This window comes from Poseidonibacter lekithochrous, from assembly GCF_018861145.1.
GTDB lineage: Bacteria > Campylobacterota > Campylobacteria > Campylobacterales > Arcobacteraceae > Poseidonibacter > Poseidonibacter lekithochrous_A.
The window spans coordinates 46,512-69,014 of sequence record NZ_JAHKQT010000032.1; the positions used below are offsets into that span (position 1 = coordinate 46,512).

At 29.1% G+C, this 22,503-nt stretch carries 25 protein-coding genes; 24 read left to right on the forward strand and 1 reads right to left on the reverse strand.

The window, feature by feature from the left end:
* Positions 1 to 12 precede the first annotated feature (12 nt).
* The 7 genes from KO488_RS11855 to KO488_RS11885 all read left to right on the forward strand — a co-directional run bounded on the left by KO488_RS11855 (position 13) and on the right by KO488_RS11885 (position 5,799).
* Positions 13 to 417 (forward strand): hypothetical protein, encoded by a 405-nt coding sequence (locus tag KO488_RS11855; RefSeq protein ID WP_228319160.1) that lies wholly within the window; start codon positions 13 to 15, stop codon positions 415 to 417.
* An 83-nt stretch (positions 418 to 500) separates the two neighbouring features.
* Positions 501 to 788 (forward strand): YciI family protein, encoded by a 288-nt coding sequence (locus tag KO488_RS11860; RefSeq protein ID WP_216059028.1) that lies wholly within the window; start codon positions 501 to 503, stop codon positions 786 to 788.
* Positions 789 to 947: 159 nt separating this feature from the next.
* A complete protein-coding gene (locus KO488_RS11865; RefSeq protein WP_216059029.1) occupies positions 948 to 1,817 on the forward strand; it encodes an EamA family transporter in 870 nt (289 codons plus the stop codon).
* A gap of 61 nt (positions 1,818 to 1,878) precedes the next feature.
* Positions 1,879 to 4,083, forward strand: coding sequence for a PhoX family protein (locus KO488_RS11870; protein ID WP_228319161.1), 2,205 nt, complete (start codon positions 1,879 to 1,881; stop codon positions 4,081 to 4,083).
* 168 nt (positions 4,084 to 4,251) lie between these two features.
* Positions 4,252 to 5,064 (forward strand): DUF2971 domain-containing protein, encoded by an 813-nt coding sequence (locus tag KO488_RS11875; protein WP_216059030.1) that lies wholly within the window; start codon positions 4,252 to 4,254, stop codon positions 5,062 to 5,064.
* Between the two features lie 51 nt (positions 5,065 to 5,115).
* On the forward strand, positions 5,116 to 5,598 hold the full coding sequence (locus KO488_RS11880; protein ID WP_216059031.1) for a hypothetical protein: 483 nt from the start codon (positions 5,116 to 5,118) through the stop codon (positions 5,596 to 5,598).
* Positions 5,599 to 5,607: 9 nt separating this feature from the next.
* The gene (locus KO488_RS11885; RefSeq protein WP_216059032.1) at positions 5,608 to 5,799 is read left to right on the forward strand and encodes a YwbE family protein; all 192 of its coding nucleotides are present in this window, start codon (positions 5,608 to 5,610) and stop codon (positions 5,797 to 5,799) included.
* Between the two features lie 12 nt (positions 5,800 to 5,811).
* On the opposite strand, the gene KO488_RS11890 is transcribed toward KO488_RS11885, so the two are convergent.
* On the reverse strand, positions 5,812 to 6,960 hold the full coding sequence (locus KO488_RS11890; protein ID WP_216059033.1) for an MFS transporter: 1,149 nt from the start codon (positions 6,958 to 6,960) through the stop codon (positions 5,812 to 5,814).
* Between the two features lie 306 nt (positions 6,961 to 7,266).
* On the opposite strand from KO488_RS11890, the gene rpsL reads away from it, so the two are divergent.
* The 17 genes from rpsL (at position 7,267) to KO488_RS11975 (ending at position 22,468) form a co-directional block, all read left to right on the forward strand.
* Entirely contained in the window at positions 7,267 to 7,641 is a 375-nt protein-coding gene (gene rpsL, locus KO488_RS11895; protein WP_152190696.1) for a 30S ribosomal protein S12, read from the forward strand.
* 16 nt (positions 7,642 to 7,657) lie between these two features.
* Positions 7,658 to 8,125: a 30S ribosomal protein S7 gene (gene rpsG / locus KO488_RS11900; protein ID WP_121627994.1), complete on the forward strand. Its 468-nt coding sequence runs from the start codon at positions 7,658 to 7,660 to the stop codon at positions 8,123 to 8,125.
* A gap of 6 nt (positions 8,126 to 8,131) precedes the next feature.
* The gene (gene fusA / locus KO488_RS11905; RefSeq protein ID WP_216059034.1) at positions 8,132 to 10,240 is read left to right on the forward strand and encodes an elongation factor G; all 2,109 of its coding nucleotides are present in this window, start codon (positions 8,132 to 8,134) and stop codon (positions 10,238 to 10,240) included.
* 192 nt (positions 10,241 to 10,432) lie between these two features.
* A complete protein-coding gene (locus tag KO488_RS11910) occupies positions 10,433 to 11,299 on the forward strand; it encodes an NAD(+)/NADH kinase (protein ID WP_216059035.1) in 867 nt (288 codons plus the stop codon).
* Between the two features lie 4 nt (positions 11,300 to 11,303).
* Entirely contained in the window at positions 11,304 to 12,839 is a 1,536-nt protein-coding gene (locus tag KO488_RS11915) for an AAA family ATPase (protein ID WP_216059036.1), read from the forward strand.
* Between the two features lie 300 nt (positions 12,840 to 13,139).
* Positions 13,140 to 14,465: a sulfite dehydrogenase gene (soxC, locus tag KO488_RS11920; RefSeq protein ID WP_216059037.1), complete on the forward strand. Its 1,326-nt coding sequence runs from the start codon at positions 13,140 to 13,142 to the stop codon at positions 14,463 to 14,465.
* Positions 14,446 to 15,516 (forward strand): c-type cytochrome, encoded by a 1,071-nt coding sequence (locus KO488_RS11925; protein WP_216059038.1) that lies wholly within the window; start codon positions 14,446 to 14,448, stop codon positions 15,514 to 15,516. Before soxC ends, KO488_RS11925 begins: the two co-directional genes overlap by 20 nt.
* A 13-nt stretch (positions 15,517 to 15,529) precedes the next feature.
* Positions 15,530 to 15,880 carry a sulfur oxidation c-type cytochrome SoxX gene (gene soxX / locus KO488_RS11930; RefSeq protein ID WP_216059039.1) on the forward strand — a complete coding sequence of 117 codons (351 nt, stop codon included), beginning with the start codon at positions 15,530 to 15,532 and terminating at the stop codon, positions 15,878 to 15,880.
* Positions 15,881 to 15,899: 19 nt separating this feature from the next.
* The gene (gene soxY, locus KO488_RS11935; RefSeq protein WP_216059040.1) at positions 15,900 to 16,349 is read left to right on the forward strand and encodes a thiosulfate oxidation carrier protein SoxY; all 450 of its coding nucleotides are present in this window, start codon (positions 15,900 to 15,902) and stop codon (positions 16,347 to 16,349) included.
* A 67-nt stretch (positions 16,350 to 16,416) separates the two neighbouring features.
* Positions 16,417 to 16,722 (forward strand): thiosulfate oxidation carrier complex protein SoxZ, encoded by a 306-nt coding sequence (gene soxZ, locus KO488_RS11940; RefSeq protein WP_216059041.1) that lies wholly within the window; start codon positions 16,417 to 16,419, stop codon positions 16,720 to 16,722.
* A 37-nt stretch (positions 16,723 to 16,759) separates the two neighbouring features.
* Complete coding sequence (soxA, locus tag KO488_RS11945; protein ID WP_216059042.1) at positions 16,760 to 17,695, forward strand: sulfur oxidation c-type cytochrome SoxA; 936 nt, start codon at positions 16,760 to 16,762, stop codon at positions 17,693 to 17,695.
* A gap of 12 nt (positions 17,696 to 17,707) precedes the next feature.
* Positions 17,708 to 18,133 (forward strand): hypothetical protein, encoded by a 426-nt coding sequence (locus KO488_RS11950; protein WP_216059043.1) that lies wholly within the window; start codon positions 17,708 to 17,710, stop codon positions 18,131 to 18,133.
* An 82-nt stretch (positions 18,134 to 18,215) separates the two neighbouring features.
* Positions 18,216 to 18,869: a rhodanese-like domain-containing protein gene (locus KO488_RS11955; protein WP_216059044.1), complete on the forward strand. Its 654-nt coding sequence runs from the start codon at positions 18,216 to 18,218 to the stop codon at positions 18,867 to 18,869.
* A gap of 22 nt (positions 18,870 to 18,891) precedes the next feature.
* Positions 18,892 to 20,655 carry a thiosulfohydrolase SoxB gene (gene soxB, locus KO488_RS11960; RefSeq protein ID WP_216059045.1) on the forward strand — a complete coding sequence of 588 codons (1,764 nt, stop codon included), beginning with the start codon at positions 18,892 to 18,894 and terminating at the stop codon, positions 20,653 to 20,655.
* A gap of 114 nt (positions 20,656 to 20,769) precedes the next feature.
* Positions 20,770 to 21,585: a thioredoxin family protein gene (locus tag KO488_RS11965; RefSeq protein WP_216059046.1), complete on the forward strand. Its 816-nt coding sequence runs from the start codon at positions 20,770 to 20,772 to the stop codon at positions 21,583 to 21,585.
* Positions 21,582 to 22,031, forward strand: coding sequence for an MOSC domain-containing protein (locus KO488_RS11970; protein WP_216059047.1), 450 nt, complete (start codon positions 21,582 to 21,584; stop codon positions 22,029 to 22,031). Before KO488_RS11965 ends, KO488_RS11970 begins: the two co-directional genes overlap by 4 nt.
* Complete coding sequence (locus tag KO488_RS11975) at positions 22,031 to 22,468, forward strand: DsrE family protein (protein WP_216059048.1); 438 nt, start codon at positions 22,031 to 22,033, stop codon at positions 22,466 to 22,468. Before KO488_RS11970 ends, KO488_RS11975 begins: the two co-directional genes overlap by 1 nt.
* The last annotated feature ends 35 nt before the right edge of the window (positions 22,469 to 22,503 follow it).

The window sequence follows — 22,503 nt, forward strand, 5'->3', positions numbered from 1 at the left end:
TAAGGCTTTGCCTTGTTGTTAGTTTACTTTATGGATATATTTTCACTATTACTTATTTTTATAGCTGTTGAATTATTTGAATCAAATTGGCAAAAGTCAGATTCTATGTATGGATTAATTTCTAATAATTTTACTATGTATAAAAAAAGTATCTTTTTATACTTTACTTTACACATTTCTTTTTTTTACACAATCTTTGTTTCTATTTATTTAGTTAATTTCTCATTTTGGATGAGTTCTATTTTGGTGATAAAGTTTTTGGATATTGCCTTTAAATTAAATATGATGAAAAAACTTTCTAATGATGTGTCTTTAGAAGAAGTAATGCCAATAAATGTAAAAATGACACCTATATTTAGATATATGAATGTAATTATATATCCACTTTCTTTTGTATTTGCTACGGGATTGATATAACAATTATAAAAATATAAACAATATTTTAATTTTATCACATATATATTTTGCTAATATACTATTATAAATAAAAAAGGATATACATGCAATATTTAATAATCGCATATGATAATGATGGTGTAATTGAAAAAAGAATGGAATCTAGACCTGCTCACGTTGAAGCTACTCAAAAATTAATGACTGAAGGTAAAATTATTAGTGCTTGTGCAATGATTGAAGAAGATGAAATGGTTGGATCTTCTGTTTTAACAAACTTTGATAGTGAAGATGAATTAAATACATGGTTAGAAAATGAACCTTATGTAAAGGGTGGAGTTTGGAATATGGATGAAATTCAGATCGTACCTGTAAAAGCGATGCCAAAACTTTAGAAAATGTTATTTAACTACTAAGTCTCTTATGATATAATTCTATACTTAAAAGATATCCCTATAATTATAACTTAAAATAGGGATATTGGAAAACTAAGAAGGAATCAAATAATGATAGAATTATTATTTATGTTAAATCCTTATTTAAAACAACAATAAATGAAATATTTAATTTTAGTAACTTTTCTTTGGGCATTTTCTTTTAGTTTTATAGGTGAAGTTTTAGCAGGTGAAGTTGATAGTTATTTTGCTGTACTTATTCGTGTTGTTTTAGCATCACTAGTTTTTTTGCCATTTACAAAATTTAGAGGTATTCAAACAAAATTAAAGCTTAAAATAATGTTTATTGGGACTGTCCAAATTGGGTTAATGTATATATTTCTATATAAATCTTTTTTATTCTTAACTGTTCCCGAAGTTTTACTTTTTACCATATTTACTCCCATTTATGTAACATTATTTTATGATGGATTAAAAGGTCAATTTAAACTACTTTACTTAATTAGTACTGGATTAGCTGTATTTGGTGCATATATCATCAGATATCAAAATATAAATGAAGATTTTATTATAGGTTTTTTAATGGTACAAGGAGCAAGTATTTGTTTTGCACTAGGACAAAGTGCTTACAAAAATATAATGGAATCAAATAAAGAAATTAGACAAAGAGATATTTTTGGATATTTTCATTTTGGAGCATTGATTGTAAGTGTTATATCCTTTTTATTATTTGCTAATTTAGAGAAGATATCACCATCTTTAACACAATGGGGTGTTTTAATCTGGTTAGGTGTTATAGCATCAGGATTAGGATATTTTTTATGGAATAAAGGAGCTTGTCTAGTAGATTCAGGTGTACTTGCAATTATGAATAATGCCTTAGTTCCAGTAGGATTGCTTATAAATCTAATTATTTGGGAAAAATCAAGTAATTATCTTTTACTATTTTTAGGAAGTATAGTTATGGCTTTATCTTTATATTTACACTACTATTTTATTAAACTATATGATAAAAATAAAGTTTCTTAAATTGTAATCATTCTGTAATCAAGTCTTCTTAAAATACAGAAAATATTTAAAGGAAGAAATTATGAAAGATGTACTTACAAAAAACCATCCTATGTCACCAAATGGACAAGACTCTATCTCTAAAAATAATTCAAATAATTTAACACTAGAAGAAATAACAGAAACTAGAGTTTCAAGAAGAACTTTAATAAAAGGCGGTTTAGCAGTTGTTGCAGGAAGCTTTTTTGGAATGAATTTAACTGGTTGTGGTAGCAGTCGTAATAATACATTATCTCCTGTGGCATCTACAGCTTTATTAGATTTCGATTCTGTTGCAAAAAATATTGATGATATGGTAACTGTACCAGAAGGATATTCAGTACAAGTTTTATATAGATTAGGTGATCCAATTAATTCCTTTACTTCTGAATATTCAAATGATGGAAGTGATACAGACTTTAATTATAGAGCAGGAGATCATCATGATGGTATGGCTTATTTTGGTATGAATAAAGAAGGAACTTTTAAAGACTTATCAAATTCTTCAAGAGGTTTACTCTGTATGAATCATGAAAATATGACTCAAATTTTCATGCACACAGAAGATCAAAGAGCAGCTTATGACAAAACTGCAAGACCATCTCCCGAAATTGATAAAGAAGTTTCTGCACATGGTGTTTCTGTTATTGAAATTCAAAAAGGAAATACAGAATTTTCAATAAACAAAAATTCTGTATTCAATAAAAGAATAACTGCTCAAACAGAAATAAATATAAATGGACCAGTAAAAAACCACGATTTAGTAAAAACTAAATATTCAACAACTGGAGATAAAACAAGAGGAACTTTAAACAACTGTGCTAATGGATTAACACCATGGGGAACATATCTTACATGTGAAGAGAATTGGGCTGGATACTTCAAAAGACCTGAAAGTAGTATTTTAATTGATATAAAAGCACAAGCTACTCAAAATAGATATATGGGTTCAAGTGCTTCAGATGGTTCTTATGGTTGGGCAAACTCTACGACTAATAATGATCTGTATGACAGATGGGATATTACTCCAAAGGGTAGTGATCAAATAGAGGATTATAGAAATGCCGCAAATACATTTGGTTGGGTTGTTGAAATTGACCCATTTAATCCTACATCAACTCCAAGAAAGAGAACAGCCTTTGGAAGAATGGGACATGAGGGTGCAATGCCAGGACTTATAAAAAATGGTGAACCTTTAGTTTATTATATGGGTGATGATTCAAAAGGTGAATATATTTATAAATATGTATCTACTTTAAATTGGGATGAATCTGATTTAAATGGTGGATTAGATGTAGGAGATAAATATTTAGATGATGGAAAACTTTTTGTTGCAAAATTTAATGATGATGGTTCAGGAGAATGGCTAGAGCTTTCAATGAATAATACTGATGTTACTTCCTATGCATCTTACAGTTTTGATGACTTAGGTGATATTCTGGTAAATACAAGACATGCAGCAGATGCAGTTAAAGCAACTCCAATGGATAGACCAGAATGGACAGGAGTCCATCCAAATACTGGTGATATTTATATTACTTTAACAAATAATACAAATAGAGGTAAAGCTAGTGGAGTCAGTTCAGAACTTGATGCTTCTAATCCAAGGTATTATACAGATGATAAAGATGGAAAAACCTCTAAAGGAAATGTAAATGGACATCTAATTAGAATGCAAGAAGTTGGGAATAGTTCTAGTGCAACTGCGTTTAATTGGGATATTTATCTATTTGGTGCCCAAGCTGATGCCAATGAGAATATTAATATTTCTAAATTGACAGATGACAATGATTTTTCAAGCCCAGATGGATTATATTTTAGTCAAGCATCAAAAGGTTTAATGTGGTTACAAACAGATGATGGTTATTACACAGATGTAACAAATTGTATGATGTTAGCAGCACTACCTGGAAAATATAATGACGGTAAAACTACAAAAATTATAAATAAATCTGTACCAAGTAATTCAAATGTAGATGAAACTATTACTACTTATGTAGGAGCTGAAGCTTCTAATACAAATCTAAAAAGATTTTTAGTTGGACCAAAAGAGTGTGAAATTACAGGAATTACTGAAACTCCTGATGGCAAAGCAATATTTGTAAATATTCAACATCCAGGAGAGAAAACAAAAGATTTAAGTGATACAACTTCATATGGTAGCCATTGGCCAGATGCCAGTAGTTCAAGACCTAGGTCTGCTACTATTGTTATTACAAAAGATGATGGTGGAATTGTTGGCTCGTAAAAAAGTTCAAAAGTCAAAATAAGGAAAGTATTCTCTTTAAAATTTTTAAACTTAAAGTATTAGTAAATTTATATTTATTAATACTTATTATATGATATTGAAGTAAGTGTTATTACTTAGAATATATAGATATTAATTACTGTATACTCTATTCTATAGGAGCATATTATGGGAAATATTATTTATCATTATTGTAGTGTTGAATCTTTTAGAGCTATAATTGAAAATAAAACATTATGGTTAAGCTCGGTATATAATTTAAATGATTATAAAGAAATTCATTGGATAAAAGATAAAATTTTTAAGAAAATCAAAAGCTCAGTAACAAAGGACAACTTTTTAAAATATAAAAGTTTTGAAGAGTTGTATTCTAATCAACTTCCAAATGTATATATAGCATCTTTTTCTGAAGGATCAGATCTTTTAAGTCAATGGCGTGCGTATGCAAATGATGGCTTTGGTGTTGCAATTGGTTTTAATAGTGAGTATTTTAAAGAAAATAAACTTGTTCAAACTTCAGTTGTATTATATGATGAGTTGGAACAAGAAAAACAAATTGATTTAATCTTATCCCCTTTGGAAAAATTAGATCAAAATATTGATACTGAATCGCTAGAATTTGTTGAAATTTGTAAAAATATAATTATAGATATTAATAACCTATCAGCTAAATCTAAAAATGAACTGTTTAAAGAAGAACAAGAAGTTAGACTAGTTCACACTCCTAAGATAATAGATGATAAAGAGAATAAAAAATATATATTTGAAGATAATATATCTCAAATGATGTTTCGTTCTGTTTATGGAAATCTTATTCCTTATTTTGAACTAAAATTTGAAAAAGAAAAACAAATACCAGCAATATTCGAAATCATAAAAGGTCCTAAGAACAAGTTTATAGATGAAGAAGCAAAAATATTTCTTTCAAATAATGGTTTTTATTCTGTTGATATAAAAAGTTCTAAATCGTCTTATAGATAAAAGATATTTTATTTAGATATAATGTTAATTAGAAAATATAATAGGATAAATATGAGATTTAATGATTTAGATTTAGATACGAAAAAAGAACTTAATAAACAAATAACTGAACATGCAAATAGCATTGGAGGAATTAATTTTTTTCTTCAAATGATTGAAGATATTAGAAATGAAAAACCAAATGCATTATTAAATAAAACGGCAATTTTTCATTATACTAAAGGAAAAATTACTTGGAGTAAATCTATTTATAAAGATACATTAACTCAATTATTTAACGCGATGAGAAAAGAAGATAAAGATGGTGATATTTTAAATGGTTTAAATCCAAAAGTTTATAAAGAAACAATGAATATGATGAGAGCTTTAAAACCAGTTACAATCTCTATTAGAAATGAAGATAGTAGTTCAGGTTTTGCCGTAGATATTTTAGATTCAAGTGAAGTAAAAAAAACAAAAGTTGATTTAATGTTTAAAATCATATTCTTTTACAATATTGAATTTGCAAAAGATACATTAACTTTTAAAGCTTAGGGATATATTATGGATGGTAAAAAAAGAATTAATATTAAACCAGGTATAACAGTTAATATTGTCTTAAAAGAAGACCAAAGAACTGGTAGATTAACAAAAGGTGTAGTGCAAGATATTCTAACAAAATCTCCTACGCATCCTCATGGAATAAAAGTTAGAACTACTTTTGGTGAAGTTGGACGTGTCCAAGAGATTCTATAAAAGATATAAAGGTTATATACCTTTATATCTTTTATAAAATAATAAACATAAAATAACTCCAATTAAAGCCATTCCTGCACCCACAAGTGATGGATAATTAAAACTAAGTCCAAATAATAATGGAATACCTCCAAATAATGCACCCAAAGAGTTTGACACATTAAAAGCTGCTTGAATAAAAGCAGCTCCTAACATTTCTGAATGTTTTGCACTTTTTAACATAATCATATTAATAGGTGAGCTAATTGACATTGCAAGCGCTCCACAAATAAAAGTAAGTATTATTGATACTATTTTATTTTCTGAGAATAAAAATACTAAAATAAGGGCAATTACCATTAGTGTAAGTAAAAATATAGAAGCTATTACGGGATCTTTTTTATCAGCTAAATATCCACCAAAAATATTCCCAACTACCATTCCTCCACCTGCAATTGCCATCATATAAGAAACACTTCCACTTTCAAATCCTGATACATGAATAAGAAGAGGAGCTATATAACTAAACCAAGCAAATAAACCTCCAAATCCAATAGAAACAATAGTTAATATATGCCATGCTTTAATTGTTTTAAAAAACTCTAATTCTTCTTTAAATGTAACACTTCTAAGTGCTTTTAAATGTGGTAAATATAGATATAGAAATAAAATAGTTAGTAATCCTAAAAATGAAACAATACCAAAAGCATATCTCCAATGAAGATGATGCCCTAAAAAAGTAACAAGAGGAACCATTAGTAAAATTGCTAAGGTTAATCCTGTAAATATTGAAGCAATAGCTTGTGCCGCTTTCCCTTCTTTTGCTAATTTAGAAGCTACAACAGTAGCAACACCAAAAAAAGCTCCATGTGGAAGACCAGATAAAAATCTTGATATTAAAAGAGTATTATAATCAGGTGCAATAATTGAAAAAGCATTAAATATTGTAAACATAATCATTAATGTAATTAAAATATATTTTGGTGGAAATTTTGCACTAAGTGCAACTAATATAGGTGCACCAATTACAACACCTAATGCATAAGCAGAAATCAAATGACCTGCTACTGGAATTGAAATATTAATAGAACTTGCAATATCAGGGAGTAATCCCATTATTACAAATTCAGTAGTACCAATTGCTAAACCGCCTAAGGCTAATGGAAATAATTCTTTTGTCATTGTTTAGTATCTTTTTAAATTGATTTTTTGAAATTATAGGAATAAAATTTTATTATTAACTTAAAAAGTATAACTATTATTTGCAAAAGATTCTGTTAAAGAGTAATTAAGTTTAAATTCAGTATAATCCTTCTACTTTTTAGAAAACCTAATTGTTTCTCTAGAATGGAAGTATCGTTTCAGCTTTATGTTGAGGTAAACGAGAAGCATGAGCATTGCTTTAATTGCTCTAACCAAATGAAATAGAGAGTCTTACATATAAACATTATATCAATAGATTACTCTACAACTATATAAAGGGAAAGAATGCCAACTATCAATCAACTTGTTAGAAAAGAGCGAAAAAAAGTGATTAAGAAATCTAAATCACCTGCACTTGACAAATGTCCACAAAGAAGAGGAGTTTGTACTAGAGTATATACTACAACTCCAAAAAAACCTAACTCGGCTTTAAGAAAAGTTGCAAAAGTTAGATTAACTACTGGTTTTGAAGTTATTTCATATATCGGTGGAGAAGGTCATAACCTTCAAGAACACTCGATTGTGTTAGTAAGAGGGGGTAGAGTTAAAGATTTACCTGGTGTTAAATATCACGTTGTTAGAGGTGCTTTAGATACTGCTGGTGTTGCAAACAGAACTGTTGCAAGATCTAAATACGGTACTAAAAAGCCAAAAAAATAAGTAGAAGGATAAGAGAATGAGAAGAAGAAAAGCTCCCGTAAGAGAAGTAATGGCTGATCCTATCTACAATAGTAAAGTGATCACTAAATTTATTAATACAGTTATGTTAGATGGTAGAAAATCTACTGCGCAAAAAATCATGTATGGTGCAATTGCAAACTTAGATACAAGAGGTGAAGAGTCTGGTATTGAAGTTTTTGAAAAAGCAATTGAAAATGTTAAACCACTATTAGAAGTTAAATCTAGAAGAGTTGGTGGAGCTACATACCAAGTACCTGTTGAAGTTAGACCTGTAAGAAGACAAACTTTAGCTCTTAGATGGTTAGTTGAAGCTGCTAGAAAAAGAAATGAAAGAACTATGGTAGAAAGATTAGCAAACGAATTATTCGAATGTGCTAACGACAGAGGTGCATCATTCAAGAAGAAAGAAGATATGCATAGAATGGCTGAAGCAAATAAAGCATTTGCTCACTATAGATGGTAATCTGAGATGGCAAGAAAAACTCCCCTAAACAGATTAAGAAATATCGGAATTGCAGCTCATATTGATGCTGGTAAAACTACTACAACTGAAAGAATTCTATTCTATACAGGTGTTGAACATAAAATTGGTGAAGTACATGATGGTGCTGCAACAATGGACTGGATGGAACAAGAGCAAGAAAGAGGTATTACTATTACTTCAGCTGCTACAACTTGTCACTGGAAACACCCAAAGACTAATGATGATTTAATGATTAATATTATTGATACTCCAGGTCACGTTGACTTCACTATTGAAGTTGAAAGATCTATGAGAGTACTTGATGGTGCTGTTGCTGTATTCTGTTCAGTTGGTGGGGTTCAACCACAATCTGAAACAGTTTGGAGACAAGCTAACAAGTATAGAGTTCCAAGAATGATTTTCGTTAATAAAATGGATAGAACTGGTGCGGATTTCTTTAATGTTGAAGCTCAAGTAAACGAAAGACTTAAATCTAACGCTATTCCTATTCAAATTCCTATTGGAGCTGAAGAAAATTTCCAAGGTGTTGTTGATTTAGTTCAAATGAAAGCTATTGTTTGGGATTTAGATGCTGCAATGGGTTCTAGTTATCATGTAGAAGAAATTCCTGCTGATTTATTAGAAACTGCAACAAAATATAGAGAACAAATGGTTGAAGCTGCTGCTGAAGCTGACGATGAATTAATGGAAAAATACCTTGAAGGTGTTGAGTTAACTGAAGATGAAATCGTTGCAGGTCTTAAGAAGGGTTGTCTTAATATGACAGTTACTCCAATGACTTGTGGTACTGCATTTAAAAACAAAGGTGTTCAAACTTTACTTGATGCAGTTGCAATGTATTTACCATCTCCATTAGAAGTTGAAGATATTAAAGGTGAAACTCAAGATGGTGAGCCTGTAATTGTTCCTTCTACTGATGACGGTGAAGTTGCTGCACTTGCATTTAAAATTATGACAGATCCATTTGTTGGTCAATTAACTTTTGCAAGAATTTATAGAGGTGTATTACAGTCTGGTACTTACGTAATGAACTCTACAAAAATGAAAAAAGAAAGAATCGGAAGACTTCTTAAAATGCATGCAATTAAAAGAGAAGAAGTTAACGAATTATATGCTGGAGAAATCGGTGCAGTTGTTGGTTTAAAAACTACAATTACTGGTGATACTTTAGCTTCTGCAGAAGATCCAGTTATCTTAGAAAGAATGGATTTCCCAGAGCCAGTTATTTCTGTTGCAGTTGAGCCAAAAACTAAAGCTGACCAAGAAAAAATGGGTATTGCTTTAGGAAAATTAGCTCAAGAAGATCCATCATTTAAAGTTGCTACGGATGAAGAATCTGGACAAACTATTATTTCAGGAATGGGTGAATTACACCTTGAAATCCTTGTTGATAGAATGAAAAGAGAATTCTCTGTTGAAGCTGAAGTTGGTGCTCCTCAAGTTGCATATAGAGAAACTATTAAAAATGCAGTTAAACAAGAGTATAAATACGCTAAACAATCTGGTGGTAAAGGTCAATATGGTCATGTATATTTAACTATTACTCCAATGCCTTCAGATAGTGAAGAAAACTATATCTTTACATCATCTATCAAAGGTGGATCTGTTCCAAAAGAATACGTTCCTGCTGTTGATAAAGGTTGTCAAGAAGCTATGGCTGGTGGTATCCTTGCTGGTTATCCATTAGTTAACATTGCAGTTGATTTATATGATGGTTCTTACCATGATGTAGATTCATCTGAAATGGCATTTAAACTTGCTGCTTCAATGGGATTCAAAAAAGGTTGTAGATCAGACGCTGCTCAACCTGTAATTCTTGAACCAATTATGAAAGTTGAAATTGAAACTCCTGAAGATTATATGGGAGATGTTATCGGTGACGTTAACAAAAGAAGAGGACAAGTTCAATCTATGGATGACAGAGCTGGTGTTAAATTAGTTGTTGCAATGATTCCATTAGCTGAAATGTTCGGTTACTCTACAGACTTAAGATCTATGTCTCAAGGTAGAGCAACATATTCTATGATTTTTGATAACTACATGGACGTTCCTAAGAATGTTTCTGAAGAAATCATTAAAAAGAGAAACGGTTAGTATTTAAATATTAACTAATAAAAAAAGCCTCATCTTCGGATGAGGCTTTTTTTTTATTTAATTTTTAATTAAATAAAATCTTACACTATAAATAGTATCTTTTAAAAGTATTTATTATATAATCTTAACAAAAACTATTTAGAAATAATCACCAAAACTGATATTATTAGATGAAAGATAGAGTTGCTAACATTGAAATTAAATAAAAATTTAGAATTATTAGAATCAACAAATAAAGCAGGAATAATATTAAGACCTTCAAGTCCTGAATTAAAAGAAGTTTTTGAGGAAATAAAATCAATATTTACTAAAAATAATATTGAAGTATTTTTAGAAGATAATTCTGCGATTATGATTGGAGAAAAAGGTTTAAGCTTAGATCTCTTATGTGAAAAAGTAGATTTCTTAGTTTCTGTAGGTGGAGATGGAACTTTATTATCTGTAGTAAGAAAATCTTTTAATTATAATAAACCAGTATTAGGTATTAACCTAGGTACACTTGGTTTTCTTACTGATATTTCAATGGATGAATTAGAAGATTTTTTACAGGATTTTAAAAACAATAATTACAAAATTGATAATAGAATGATGATAAAAGGAACAATTAATTTAAATACTTTTGTTGCTTTTAATGATATTGTAATTTCTCGGAAATCAATATCGTCAATGATTAAAATAGATGCAAAAATTGATAATAAACATTTTAATTCTTATTATGGAGATGGTGTAATAATTTCAACTCCTACAGGTTCAACAGCATATAACCTTTCAGTTGGAGGACCAATAGTTTATCCTTTAACTGAAGCTTTTATTGTAACTCCAATTGCACCACATTCCTTAACACAAAGACCATTAGTGATGCCTGCAGATTTTCAAATTGAATTTACTATTACAGATTCTCAAGGTGCGGTTGTAATTGTTGATGGACAAGATATTTATGAAGCAGAAGAGAATGAGATTATAAAAATAAAGATTTCAAATCAAAACGCAAAAATGATATATAGATGTCAAAGAAACTATTTTGAAGTTTTAAGTGACAAATTAAGATGGGGAAATTAATTATATGATTAATAGAATTTACTTAAAAGATTGTTTATCTTTTAAAGAGATTGACTTAGAGTTTAACAAAGGACTAAATGTTTTTACAGGTCCAAGTGGAGCTGGTAAATCGATACTTATGCAAGCTATATTGTCTCTATTTGCTCAAAGTGATGTAAAAGCTAGTTTAGGTGAAGTTTTAATTAGTGATTCTAAAATTGTAGATGATCTCTATGATTTAGATTTAAATGATGAAATAGTGATTAAAACTATAAAAAAAGAAAAAGTTAGATTTTTTATTAATAACCAGACAATTTCAAAAAAAAATTTAAATATGTTTTCTTCAAAATTAATTAAGCATTTAAATTTAAAAGATATTTCTGATTTTGAGAGTTCTAAATTATTAAATTTTTTAGATAAATTATCAGCTATAAATAATACAAAATTTATTGAAATAAAAGAAAACTTTGATTTATTATATAAAGATCTTATTGTAGTAAAAAAAGAACTTGAGAAAATAAAAAATGATGAATTAAGAATTGAAGATTTAAAAGAGTTTGCAAAATTTGAAATTGAAAAAATTGAAGCTATTAATCCTACATTAGACGAATATGAAGAATTAAACTTATTAAAAAGAAAACTTTCAAAAAAAGATAAAATTGAAGATGCAATTAAAGATGCCTCTGAAATTTTAAACTATAGACATAGTGTTTCAAATACATTAGAATTACTTGAAGTTGAATCAAGTTTTTTTGATGAAACAATGAATGAATTGAATAATATATTTGAACAATTTAATGATTCATTATTTGAATTAGAAGATATAGATATTGAAACAGTTTTAAATAGAATTGAGAAATTATCATCTTTACAAAAAAGGTTTGGCTCAATTGAATTAGCATTAGAGTATAAAGAAGAGAAGAAAAAAGAGCTTTTATCTTATGATAATATAACTTTTGAAAAATCAGTTTTAGAAAAGAAGATTGAGAAATTAACTGAAGAAATAAATCAATTATCAATTACAATTTCTTTATATAGAAAAAAAAGTGTATTAATTCTTGAAGAGAAAATAAATGAATACTTAAAGTTTTTATACCTTTCAAATGCAAAAATCACTTTAAGAGAAAAAAAACTTGATTCCTATGGAATTGATGAAGTTTATTTTGAATTAAATGGAGTTAATTTAAATACTATTAGTTCAGGAGAATATAACAGATTAAGATTAGCATTATTAACTTCAATGAGTGAATTTGATATTATTGAAAATGGTGTTTTATTCTTAGATGAAATTGATGCTAACTTAAGTGGTAAAGAAAGTGATGCTATTGCAAATGTGTTATCAACTTTAGCTAAATCATATCAAATTTTTGTAATTTCTCATCAGCCACAACTAACATCCGCCTCATCTCAACATTTTCTTGTTGATAAAAAAGATGGAGTATCTACAATAACTCTTTTAAGCAAAGAAGAAAGAATAAATGAAATTGCGAGAATGATAAGTGGAGAAGAAATAACATCTAATGCAATAAATTTTGCAAAAAATTTACTAATAAAAAAATAAAATTAATATGGTAAAAATATTATTACCATATTTTATTATACTTTTTTTAAAAATACTCATTTTTTAAAATACCCCAATAAAACCTTATTTATAAACTATAAGAATAGTAATATAAGTAAAATTAAACTTACTAATAAGAAAATACTATATTAGTTTTAGTTATATTTATTTACTTAAAGTAAGAAGTGTTAAATAAGTATTATTAATACTACTAATTTTAGTTTTGATTAAGATATTAAAACTATAATTGTATGTTTTAGTTGGTATTTTATATATTGCCAAATTAAATGAGGAGGGAAAATGAGGAAAATTAGTAAAGACTCTGTTAAGAGTTTGAAGTCAAACTCTGTAGAGCAATCTAGTAGAAGAGACTTTTTTAAGAAAACAGCTATTTATTCAGCGAGTGCTTTAACTGCAGCTACAGTTTTAGCCCCAATTAAATTAAAAGCTGATGATGAAAATATTACTCAACATGTTGAGTGGGGAACAAAGCTTGGTGATAAAGTTGATAAATACCCATATGGAATGCCTTCAGCATATGAGCATAATAATGTAAGAAGAGTACATGATTTATTATCTTCAGGAGATAGATATGCAACAGTATCAATGTCTCCCTTACATCAGCAAGAAGGTATTATTACACCAAATGGTTTATTTTTTACAAGAAATCATGGTGGAACTGCTCAAATTGATCCTAATAAATATAGACTTATGATTCATGGTTTAGTTGAAAAACCAATTGTTTTAACTTTAGAACAATTAAAAAGGTATCCATCTGAATCTAGAATTCACTTTATTGAGTGTCCTGCAAATGGCTCAACTGGATGGAGAGGACCACAATTTAATAACTTACAATTTGTTAAAGGAATGATGAGTTCTGCTGAATGGACTGGAGTAAAACTTAGTGTTTTATTAGAAGATTTAGGTCTTAAGCCTGAAGCACAATGGGCTTTAGTTGAAGGTAGTGATAACTCAGAAATGGGAAGAACTCTTCCAATTGAAAAAATTCTAGATGATGCTATGCTTGTTTGGGGACAAAATGGTGAACCATTAAGACCAGAACAAGGATATCCAGTTAGGTTATTAGTTCCAGGCTGGGAAGGTAACTTAAATGTTAAATGGGTTAAAAGAATAGAATTCTCTGATAAGCCATGGCATGCTAAAGAAGAAACATCTAAATATACAATGTTACAACCAAGTGGTAAAGCGATTAATTTCTTCTGGCCAATGGAAGTAAATTCTATTATTACATCTCCTTGTCCTGAAGTTCCATGGACTGATCTTAAAAAAGGTGACATGGTTGAAATTAATGGAATTGCATGGTCAGGTCGCGGTACTATTAAAACTGTTGATATCTCTTTAGATGGTGGTAAAAATTGGGTTGAAGCTGAACTTAAAGGTTTAATATTACCAAAGTCTTGGACAAGATTCTCATATATTATTAAATGGGATGGAAAGAAAAAAATACTATTATCAAGAGCAATTGATGATACTGGTCATATTCAACCTTCAATTGATAAGTTAATTGAAAATGTTGGAGTTGAAGGTATTTACCATAGAAATCCAATTGTTGGATGGGAAGTAACATCAAAAGGAGTTGTAAATAATGTTCATATTAGATCTTAAAAAATCATTATTAGCTGTTGGTGTATTCTCTGCACTTTTAATAACAAATGCTACTGCTGCTGAAAAGAAAAATATTGATGGTGCTGTTATATATCCTGTAAAAGATGGAATGTACACAGATTACGCTGTTAATGAACAAGAGAAAAAAGGTTTTAGCTCATATGGTAGAAAACCAACTGCTAATGAAATTAAAGCTTGGGATACAGATGTAATGCCTGATGGGCATGGTTTACCTATTGGAGAAGGTTCTGTCGAAGATGGTGATGAATTATATGAAGCACAATGTTCAATGTGTCATGGAGACTTTGGTGCTGGTGGAGTAGGTGGTTATCCTACATTAGCAGGAGGGCAAGGTTCACTTAAAAATCAATTAGGTTTAGAAGGTACTGAAGGTCCTAGAAAAACTATTGGTTCTTATTGGCCATATGCAAGTACACTTTATTGGTATATTAAAACAGCAATGCCTTTTAATCATCCTAAATCTTTAAATGATAATGAAGTTTATGCACTTACTGCTTATTTATTGTCTGTTAATGGGATTACTGTTGCAGGTGAAGAAATGGATGATGAGTTTGTTTTAAGTAACGAAAACTTTAAAGATATCAAAATGAATAATACTGATGGTTTCTATCCTGTTCATCCAGATAGAAATGATTTAAAGGAACAAAGAGGTCCTTTAGCACAAGGTATTAGATGTATGAAAGATTGTAAGCAGCCAGAACCCGTAAGTATTAATGCTGAAATTGATGTTGGATTTGATCCTGTAATTAGTACAGTAAAAGACTTGCCAAAAGCAAAAGAAAATGCTACAGTATCAAAAGCGGCACAAGCTTATGAAGTAAGTTGTAGTGCATGTCATGCAAACGCAGCAATTGGAGCACCTGTTCTTGGAAATAAAGAAGCTTGGGCTGAAGTTGTTAAAAAAGGTATAGACGCTGTTTATACAAATGCGATTAATGGAATAAATGCAATGCCTCCTAAAGGTGGTGCAGATATATCTGATCAAGAGCTTAAAAGTATAGTTGACTATATGATTAATGCAAGTAAATAAAATAGGAGAACTAATGAAATTAGCAAAAAGTTTACTAATAGCATCAGCAATTAGTGGTTTAATAGCAACAAGTAGTTTTGCAAATGATGATTTAGTTAAACAGGGTGAAAAAATCTTTATGACAAAAGATTTAGGTAACTGTTTAGCTTGTCATGCGGCAAATGGAAAAAATGTAGATGGACCTGGAAGTATGGGACCAAAATTACAAGCTTTACAATATTGGCCGGATGAAGCATTATATCAAAAGATATATAATCCATATACAACTAATCCAATTTCAGCGATGCCTGCATTTGGTAAGAATGGTTGGTTAAGTGATTCACAAATAAAAGCAGTAGTTGCTTATTTAAAAACAATTAAATAATATTATAAAAGGAAATAAAATGAACAGAAGAAATTTTTTAAGCTTAGGATTAGGTGCATTGGCAGTTTCAATGGCTCCATCAACTTTAAGTGCTATTAACTTTAGAGATACAAAACCAAAAGCATGGACTGAAACTAAAGTAGATGCAGCTATAAAAGAACTTTTTGGTGATGCAGCTAAAGGTGAAGGTAAAATTAAATTAAAAGCTCCAGATATTGCAGAAAATGGTGCAGTTATTCCTGTAACAGTTTCTACAAAATTAAATGCTAAAACAGTAGCAATTTTCCAAGATGCAAATCCAGAGAGTACAGTTGCAGTATTTACAGTTCCTGAAAATGGAATAGTTGACTATTCAATAAGAATTAAAATGGCTAAAACAGGTACAGTTACAGTTGTAGCATTAGTTGATGGAAAATTAATTTCTACATCAAAACTTGTAAAAGTTACAATTGGTGGATGTGGAGGTTGATTTAATTCAACACTTACATAAATATTAATAAATTAAATAATGAATAGAAACTAAAAGGAAAAATATTATGGCAAAAAAAACTAGAATTAAAGCAAAATTAAAAAAAGGTATTGTAACTGTTAAAGCATTAGCATCTCATGCAATGTTAAGTTACCAAGAAGCTGAAAAAGCTAAAAAAGAAGTTAACTTTATTACTTATATGGTTGCAAAAGTTAATGATAAAATTGTTTATGAAGTATCAACAAGTCAATTTTTATCTAAAAACCCATACATGAAATTTCAATTTAAAGGTGCTGAAAAAGGTGATAAAATTGAAATTACTTGGACAGATTTAAAAGGCGAAACTCAAACGAGTTCGGCAAAAATTAAATAATTACTTAATCGTAATTAACAAAATCTAAGGAGAGATCATGTTATTTAAAATTGTAAGAGCTACAGCTTTAGCTGCACTAGTTACTAGTGCAGCAGTTGCTGGAGACTTTAATAAACAAGCAGAAAAAGATAGAGAGGGTATTGTAAAATACTTTGAAGCAAAATTTTCAGATCCTGAAAAAAATAAAAACACATTTTTCCCATACTCTACAGATGATGAGTTAAAGAATAATTATATTAAAAATATTAAAGGTGATGAATTTTCAAAAGGTAATTATGCATTTTCAAAAAATGGTAGATTATCTTATGATGAAATTAAGGAGTTCCCACCAACTGAAGAGTTTGTAGAAAAAGGTGAAGAATTATTTAATAAACCTTTTGCAAATGGAAAATCTTTTAAAGATTGTTTTCCTAAAACAGATATTGTTGGAGACTATCCATATTATGATGAAAAAAGAGCTCAAGTTATATCTTTAACTCAAACTATTAATGAGTGTTTGACTTCAAATGGTGAAAAAGTATGGAATGAGAAAAAAGGTAAGATGGCACATTTACAAGCATTTTTAGCTCAAGAATCTTTAGATGCTGAAAAAAGAGTTGATATTAAAATTGAAAGTAAAGCTGCAGCTGCAGCTTATGAAAGAGGAAAAGAATATTATTTTACTCAAAGAGGTTATTTAAACCTTTCATGTGCAACGTGTCATATTCAAGGTGCGGGACAAAGAGTTAGAAATGAATCTCTATCACAATCATTAGGACAAACAACTCATTTTCCTGTTTATAGATTAAAATGGGCTGCATCTGACAAAAATAATGATGGACTAGGTACTTTAGAGCGAAGAATGTCTGGATGTATTAAAGATCAAGGACAAGTTCCACCAAAAAATACTTCAGAAACAATGAAAGAATTATTATACTTTATGGCATATATATCAAATGGTTTACCAGTTGATGGCCCAGATATTAGAAAGTAAAAGGTGAAAATTATGAAAAAATTAACATTAAAAGTACTTACATCTATTACGCTTTTAAGTTCTGGATTTTTAAGTGCTAATGCAAGTGATTATTCAAAAATTGACGTAGAGAAAGTATGTAATGTAAAAACTAATGGAATTGAAAACGTTATTGAAACTGCAAAAAAATACAATAACATTGCTATTAAAGAAGGTTTAGAATTTAGAAGATTAACAGTTAATAACTCTGGATTAATTGCCTCTGTTGAAGAAGCAATTAAGACAAAAGCTAAAGAAGTTAATCCCAAAGATTTTAAAGGAAAAGCATCAAAAACTAAATTAGAAACAAATTTTGCAGCACATAGATCTTGTAAGTTTGCAATTAGAGCATTACAACAAGCCCAAGAAGCAAAATCTACTTGGAGATTAGCAATTCCTGGTGATGGTTATTCATACTAAAAATTAGTATTTTTAAATTTAAAACATAAAAAGTCAAGAATAAAGTCTTGGCTTTTTTTTTACAAAAATTAAAGGAATTAATATGAAATTACTTAATAAATTACTTATTTCAACTGCATTTACAGGACTTTTTGCCATATCAGGTATAGCTGCTGAAGAAACATCAAGTTTTGTAGCCATTTCAAAAGGTGTTAAATCAATTGATATGGAATTAAATGGTGAAAAATTTACCATTATGAGAAATCAAACTGCAGGAAATAAAATTTCTACATTATATGACACTACATTTAGAGGAATTCCTCAACCAATTAGTTTGGCTGTTGGTTTAGAAACTTTAGGTGAGTTAGAGTTTATTGATTATATGAAGAAAGCTCAAACTGATGAAAATATTGCAATTATAGATTCTAGAAAGCCAGGTTGGTTTGAAAGATTAAGAATTCCAGGTGCTATAAATGTTCCATTTACAAACTTTGATGAAAAAGAAACTGCTATTGAAATGATGGAAGATGAAATGGGTGTTGTTCTAAATGATGATGGTACTTTAGATTTTTCAAATGCAAAAACATTAGCATTATATTGTAATGGTTACTGGTGTGGACAAACTCCAGGTATGGTTAAAAATGCAGAATTCGCATTATTAAAAATGGGATATCCAGTTGAAAAGATTAAATACTACAGAGGTGGTATGCAAGCTTGGACTTCATTAGGTTTTACTGTTGTAGGATCTGGGAAATAAAAACTATATAATAGGAAGTAATATGAGTAAATTAAGTAGAAGAGAATTTATATATATGATGTCAGTACTTGGTGCTGCTCCCGTATTTGCAAATTCTCACACTAGAATGGCAAACACAAATAAGTTAGAGGATTATTATAAATTACAGAATTTTGGAAATGTTAGACTTCTTCATATGACAGATTCTCATGCTCAACTATTGCCTGTATATTTTAGAGAACCAAGCGTAAACTTAGGTTTTCATGAAAACTATGGTAAACCACCTCATATTGTAGGTGAGAAGATGTTAGATTATTATGGTATTAAAGGTAATAAGAGGTTAGAATATGCATTTTCATCAGTAAACTTTGAAAAACATGCAAAAGTTATGGGTAGAGTTGGTGGTTTCGCACAACTTAAAACTGTAATTGATCACTTAAGAAATAACTTTGGTGCTGAAAAAACACTTATGTTAGATGGTGGAGATACTTGGCAAGGAAGTGCAACAGCTCTTTATACTCGTGGTAAAGATATGGTTGGTGCAATGAACTTACTTGGTGTTGATATTGCTGTTGGACACTGGGAGTTTACATATAAAGCTGAAGAAATATTAGCAAACGTAAAAGAACTTGATGCAGAATTTTTAGCGCAAAATGTTTTTGTAAAAGAAGATGCATTAATGGAAGGTGCAGAAGCTTATGATGAAGATTCAGGATTAGCTTTTAAACCTTATACAATTAAAAAAATGGGTAATGCTAGAGTTGCAGTTATTGGACAGGCCTTCCCTTATACTACAATTGCAAATCCTCAAAGATTTATTCCAGATTGGACTTTTGGAATTAAAGATGAAGAGATGCAAGACTTAGTTGATACTATAAGAGATGAAGAAAAACCTGATGCAGTTATTGTTCTTTCTCATAATGGTTTTGATGTTGATCAAAAGATGGCAGAAGTTTGTACTGGGATTGACTTTATTATGGGTGGACATACTCATGATGGCGTTCCAGAAGCAGTTCCTGTTAAAAATGAAGAAGGTACTACTTATGTATGTAATGCTGGATCAAATGGTAAATTTTTAAATGTTCTTGATTTAGATATTCAAAATGGAAAGATTGTAGATCATAAATTTACACTTCTTCCAATTTTCTCTGATTTAGTGCCAGAGGATAAGGATATGAAAGCATATATTGAAAAAGTTAGATTACCTTATATAAAAGATTTAAATAGAACTATTGCAACTACAGAGGAAACTCTATTTAGACGTGGTAACTTTAATGGTTCTTGGGATCAGATTATTTGTGATGCTTTAATTGATGTAAAAGGTGCAGATATTTCATTATCTCCTGGATTTAGATGGGGTACAACAGTAATGCCTGGTCAAGATATAACATTTGATGATTTAATGACTCAAACTGCTATGACTTATCCAGAAACTTATGCAAGAGATATTACAGGGCAAGGAATCAAAGACATTTTAGAAGATGTTGCTGATAACTTATTTAATGCAGATCCTTTCTACCAACAAGGTGGGGATATGGTTAGAACTGGTGGTATTTCATATACAATTGATCCAAAAGCTAAGATGGGGAATAGAATTTCTAATCTTCAACTTACAAAAAATGGGGCTAAACTTGAAGCTAGTAAATCTTACAAAGTTGCAGGTTGGTCTACTGTTGGTGCTAAATCACCAGGTGAACCTGTTTGGGAAACAGTTGAAACTTACTTAGGAAATGTAAAACATATTGCAAACTTAAGAGTTGATACTCCTGATATTATAGGTGTTAAAAACAACCCTGGAATCGTTTAGTATTTCTTAAATAAATATATGAAAAAGTATAAAGAATTATCTTTATACTTTTTTAATGTAATAAGTAGTTTTGATAATTTTAGACTATTTATTAAATTGAAAAAGGAATAGGTATTGTTTAAAAAAGAGTTTTTACTAATATTTATAATTCTTATTAGTAATTTAAATGCAAATGTAAATTATCAAAAAGGTCAAGAAATATTTTTAGAAAAATGTTCATCTTGTCATGGTGAATATATTGATATGAAATTACTAAAAACTAATTTTTTTGAAAAAGAAAATAAACTTTTAAAACTAAGAACTCCAACTGTAAATATGCTAGCTTATGCAATGATAGATAGTCCAAAGCATATAGGTAATAGAGAAGATCCTGAAATGCAACAAATTGAGATAGAAGAGTTTTTAAAAAGTTATCTTAAAAATCCTGATTTAAACAATAGTATTTGTGAGCCATCTATTATTAAATATTATGATGAAAAAGAGTTTGTAGATTATAAATTAAATGATGATGATATATCTAATCTATCAATTTACTTTATGGATTATAAAAATCAAAGATTAAAAAAGAATCCAAAAAAAGTAAGAGTATTATCAAATAACTTTAAAGAAGAAGAGTTATTAAAAGAAGCAAAAGATTTAAATAAAAAAATATTAGTTTATGCAACTTCAAAAACTTGCCATTTTTGTAAAAAGATGGATAAAGAAGTACTTAGTTTAATAGATGTCGAAGAAGAAGTACAAAAAGATTTTATATTTTTAAAAGTTGATATAGAAGATGTATCTTTGCCTTTTAATCTATCAAAAGGTTACAGAGGAATGACTCCAACTTTTTTTGCTCTTAATAATGATGGAAAACTTAAAAATAAATATCCAGGGTCTTGGAATAAAAAAGACTTTTTATTGATATTAAAGGAAAATAAAAATAAATGAAAGATTTTGGAAAAGTAATTGAAATTTTTAGCGCTACAAAAGATTCATCAGGACTTCCTAGACCTATTGTAAAAGAACTAGATATTATAAAAGGTTTTGGAATTAAAAATGATAAGTTTGCAGGAAAAGATGAAGATAAATCAGTAATGATTGTAGGAATGAAAGCTTATGATATTTCAAAAGAAAATGGAATAGATTTAGAATTTGGAAGTTTTGGTGAGAATATATTATTTGATTTTGATCCACATGAATACAAAGTAGGGACTATTTTAAAAGTTGGTGAGGTTGAGTTAGAGATAACACAAGCTTGTACAATCTGTAACCACTTGAGCATTTTTGGAAAAGAGTTACCCTTTTTAGTAAAACATCATAGAGGTTTATATTGTAGAGTTTTAAATGATGGTAAAATAGTAAAAAATATTCAAGTTACAAAAAAGGACAATTAATGAAAAAAATAATCTTAATTCTATTAGTTACTATTTTCTCATATGCTGAATCTACATTTTCAGATCCACAACCAACATTTGAGAACCCACGAAAACTAGTTGTTAGATTGTATGATGCCAATGTTGAAAAAACAAATCATATTATTGGTACTATTTATAATATTTTAAAAGAGTATCCAGCTGAAACTTTAAAAGTTGTAGTGATTACTTATGGTCCAGGTATGCGGCATATTAAAAAAGATGGTGATGCTAATACTATTAAAAGAATTCAATCTTTAATGGAATATGATGTAGATTTTTATGGATGTAGAAATACCATGGAAAGTATGAAATGGACTGAAGATGATTTTATAGATGATATTATTTATGTTCAAGCAGGTATTGTTGAAGCAATTGAAAAACAAGTTGATGGGTTTATTGGTATAACACCTTATTAAAAGATGTAATTTATAAATAAAAAAGAGGAGTTCCT

Coding starts and splice junctions, on each gene's coding strand:
- KO488_RS11860 (WP_216059028.1), top strand. CDS start 501: ATGCAATATTTAATAATCGCATATGATAATGATGGTGTAATTGAAAAA.
- KO488_RS11865 (WP_216059029.1), top strand. CDS start 948: ATGAAATATTTAATTTTAGTAACTTTTCTTTGGGCATTTTCTTTTAGT.
- KO488_RS11870 (WP_228319161.1), top strand. CDS start 1,879: ATGAAAGATGTACTTACAAAAAACCATCCTATGTCACCAAATGGACAA.
- KO488_RS11875 (WP_216059030.1), top strand. CDS start 4,252: ATGGGAAATATTATTTATCATTATTGTAGTGTTGAATCTTTTAGAGCT.
- KO488_RS11880 (WP_216059031.1), top strand. CDS start 5,116: ATGAGATTTAATGATTTAGATTTAGATACGAAAAAAGAACTTAATAAA.
- KO488_RS11885 (WP_216059032.1), top strand. CDS start 5,608: ATGGATGGTAAAAAAAGAATTAATATTAAACCAGGTATAACAGTTAAT.
- KO488_RS11890 (WP_216059033.1), bottom strand. CDS start 6,960: ATGACAAAAGAATTATTTCCATTAGCCTTAGGCGGTTTAGCAATTGGT.
- rpsL (WP_152190696.1), top strand. CDS start 7,267: ATGCCAACTATCAATCAACTTGTTAGAAAAGAGCGAAAAAAAGTGATT.
- rpsG (WP_121627994.1), top strand. CDS start 7,658: ATGAGAAGAAGAAAAGCTCCCGTAAGAGAAGTAATGGCTGATCCTATC.
- fusA (WP_216059034.1), top strand. CDS start 8,132: ATGGCAAGAAAAACTCCCCTAAACAGATTAAGAAATATCGGAATTGCA.
- KO488_RS11915 (WP_216059036.1), top strand. CDS start 11,304: ATGATTAATAGAATTTACTTAAAAGATTGTTTATCTTTTAAAGAGATT.
- soxC (WP_216059037.1), top strand. CDS start 13,140: ATGAGGAAAATTAGTAAAGACTCTGTTAAGAGTTTGAAGTCAAACTCT.
- KO488_RS11925 (WP_216059038.1), top strand. CDS start 14,446: ATGTTCATATTAGATCTTAAAAAATCATTATTAGCTGTTGGTGTATTC.
- soxX (WP_216059039.1), top strand. CDS start 15,530: ATGAAATTAGCAAAAAGTTTACTAATAGCATCAGCAATTAGTGGTTTA.
- soxY (WP_216059040.1), top strand. CDS start 15,900: ATGAACAGAAGAAATTTTTTAAGCTTAGGATTAGGTGCATTGGCAGTT.
- soxZ (WP_216059041.1), top strand. CDS start 16,417: ATGGCAAAAAAAACTAGAATTAAAGCAAAATTAAAAAAAGGTATTGTA.
- soxA (WP_216059042.1), top strand. CDS start 16,760: ATGTTATTTAAAATTGTAAGAGCTACAGCTTTAGCTGCACTAGTTACT.
- KO488_RS11950 (WP_216059043.1), top strand. CDS start 17,708: ATGAAAAAATTAACATTAAAAGTACTTACATCTATTACGCTTTTAAGT.
- KO488_RS11955 (WP_216059044.1), top strand. CDS start 18,216: ATGAAATTACTTAATAAATTACTTATTTCAACTGCATTTACAGGACTT.
- soxB (WP_216059045.1), top strand. CDS start 18,892: ATGAGTAAATTAAGTAGAAGAGAATTTATATATATGATGTCAGTACTT.
- KO488_RS11970 (WP_216059047.1), top strand. CDS start 21,582: ATGAAAGATTTTGGAAAAGTAATTGAAATTTTTAGCGCTACAAAAGAT.
- KO488_RS11975 (WP_216059048.1), top strand. CDS start 22,031: ATGAAAAAAATAATCTTAATTCTATTAGTTACTATTTTCTCATATGCT.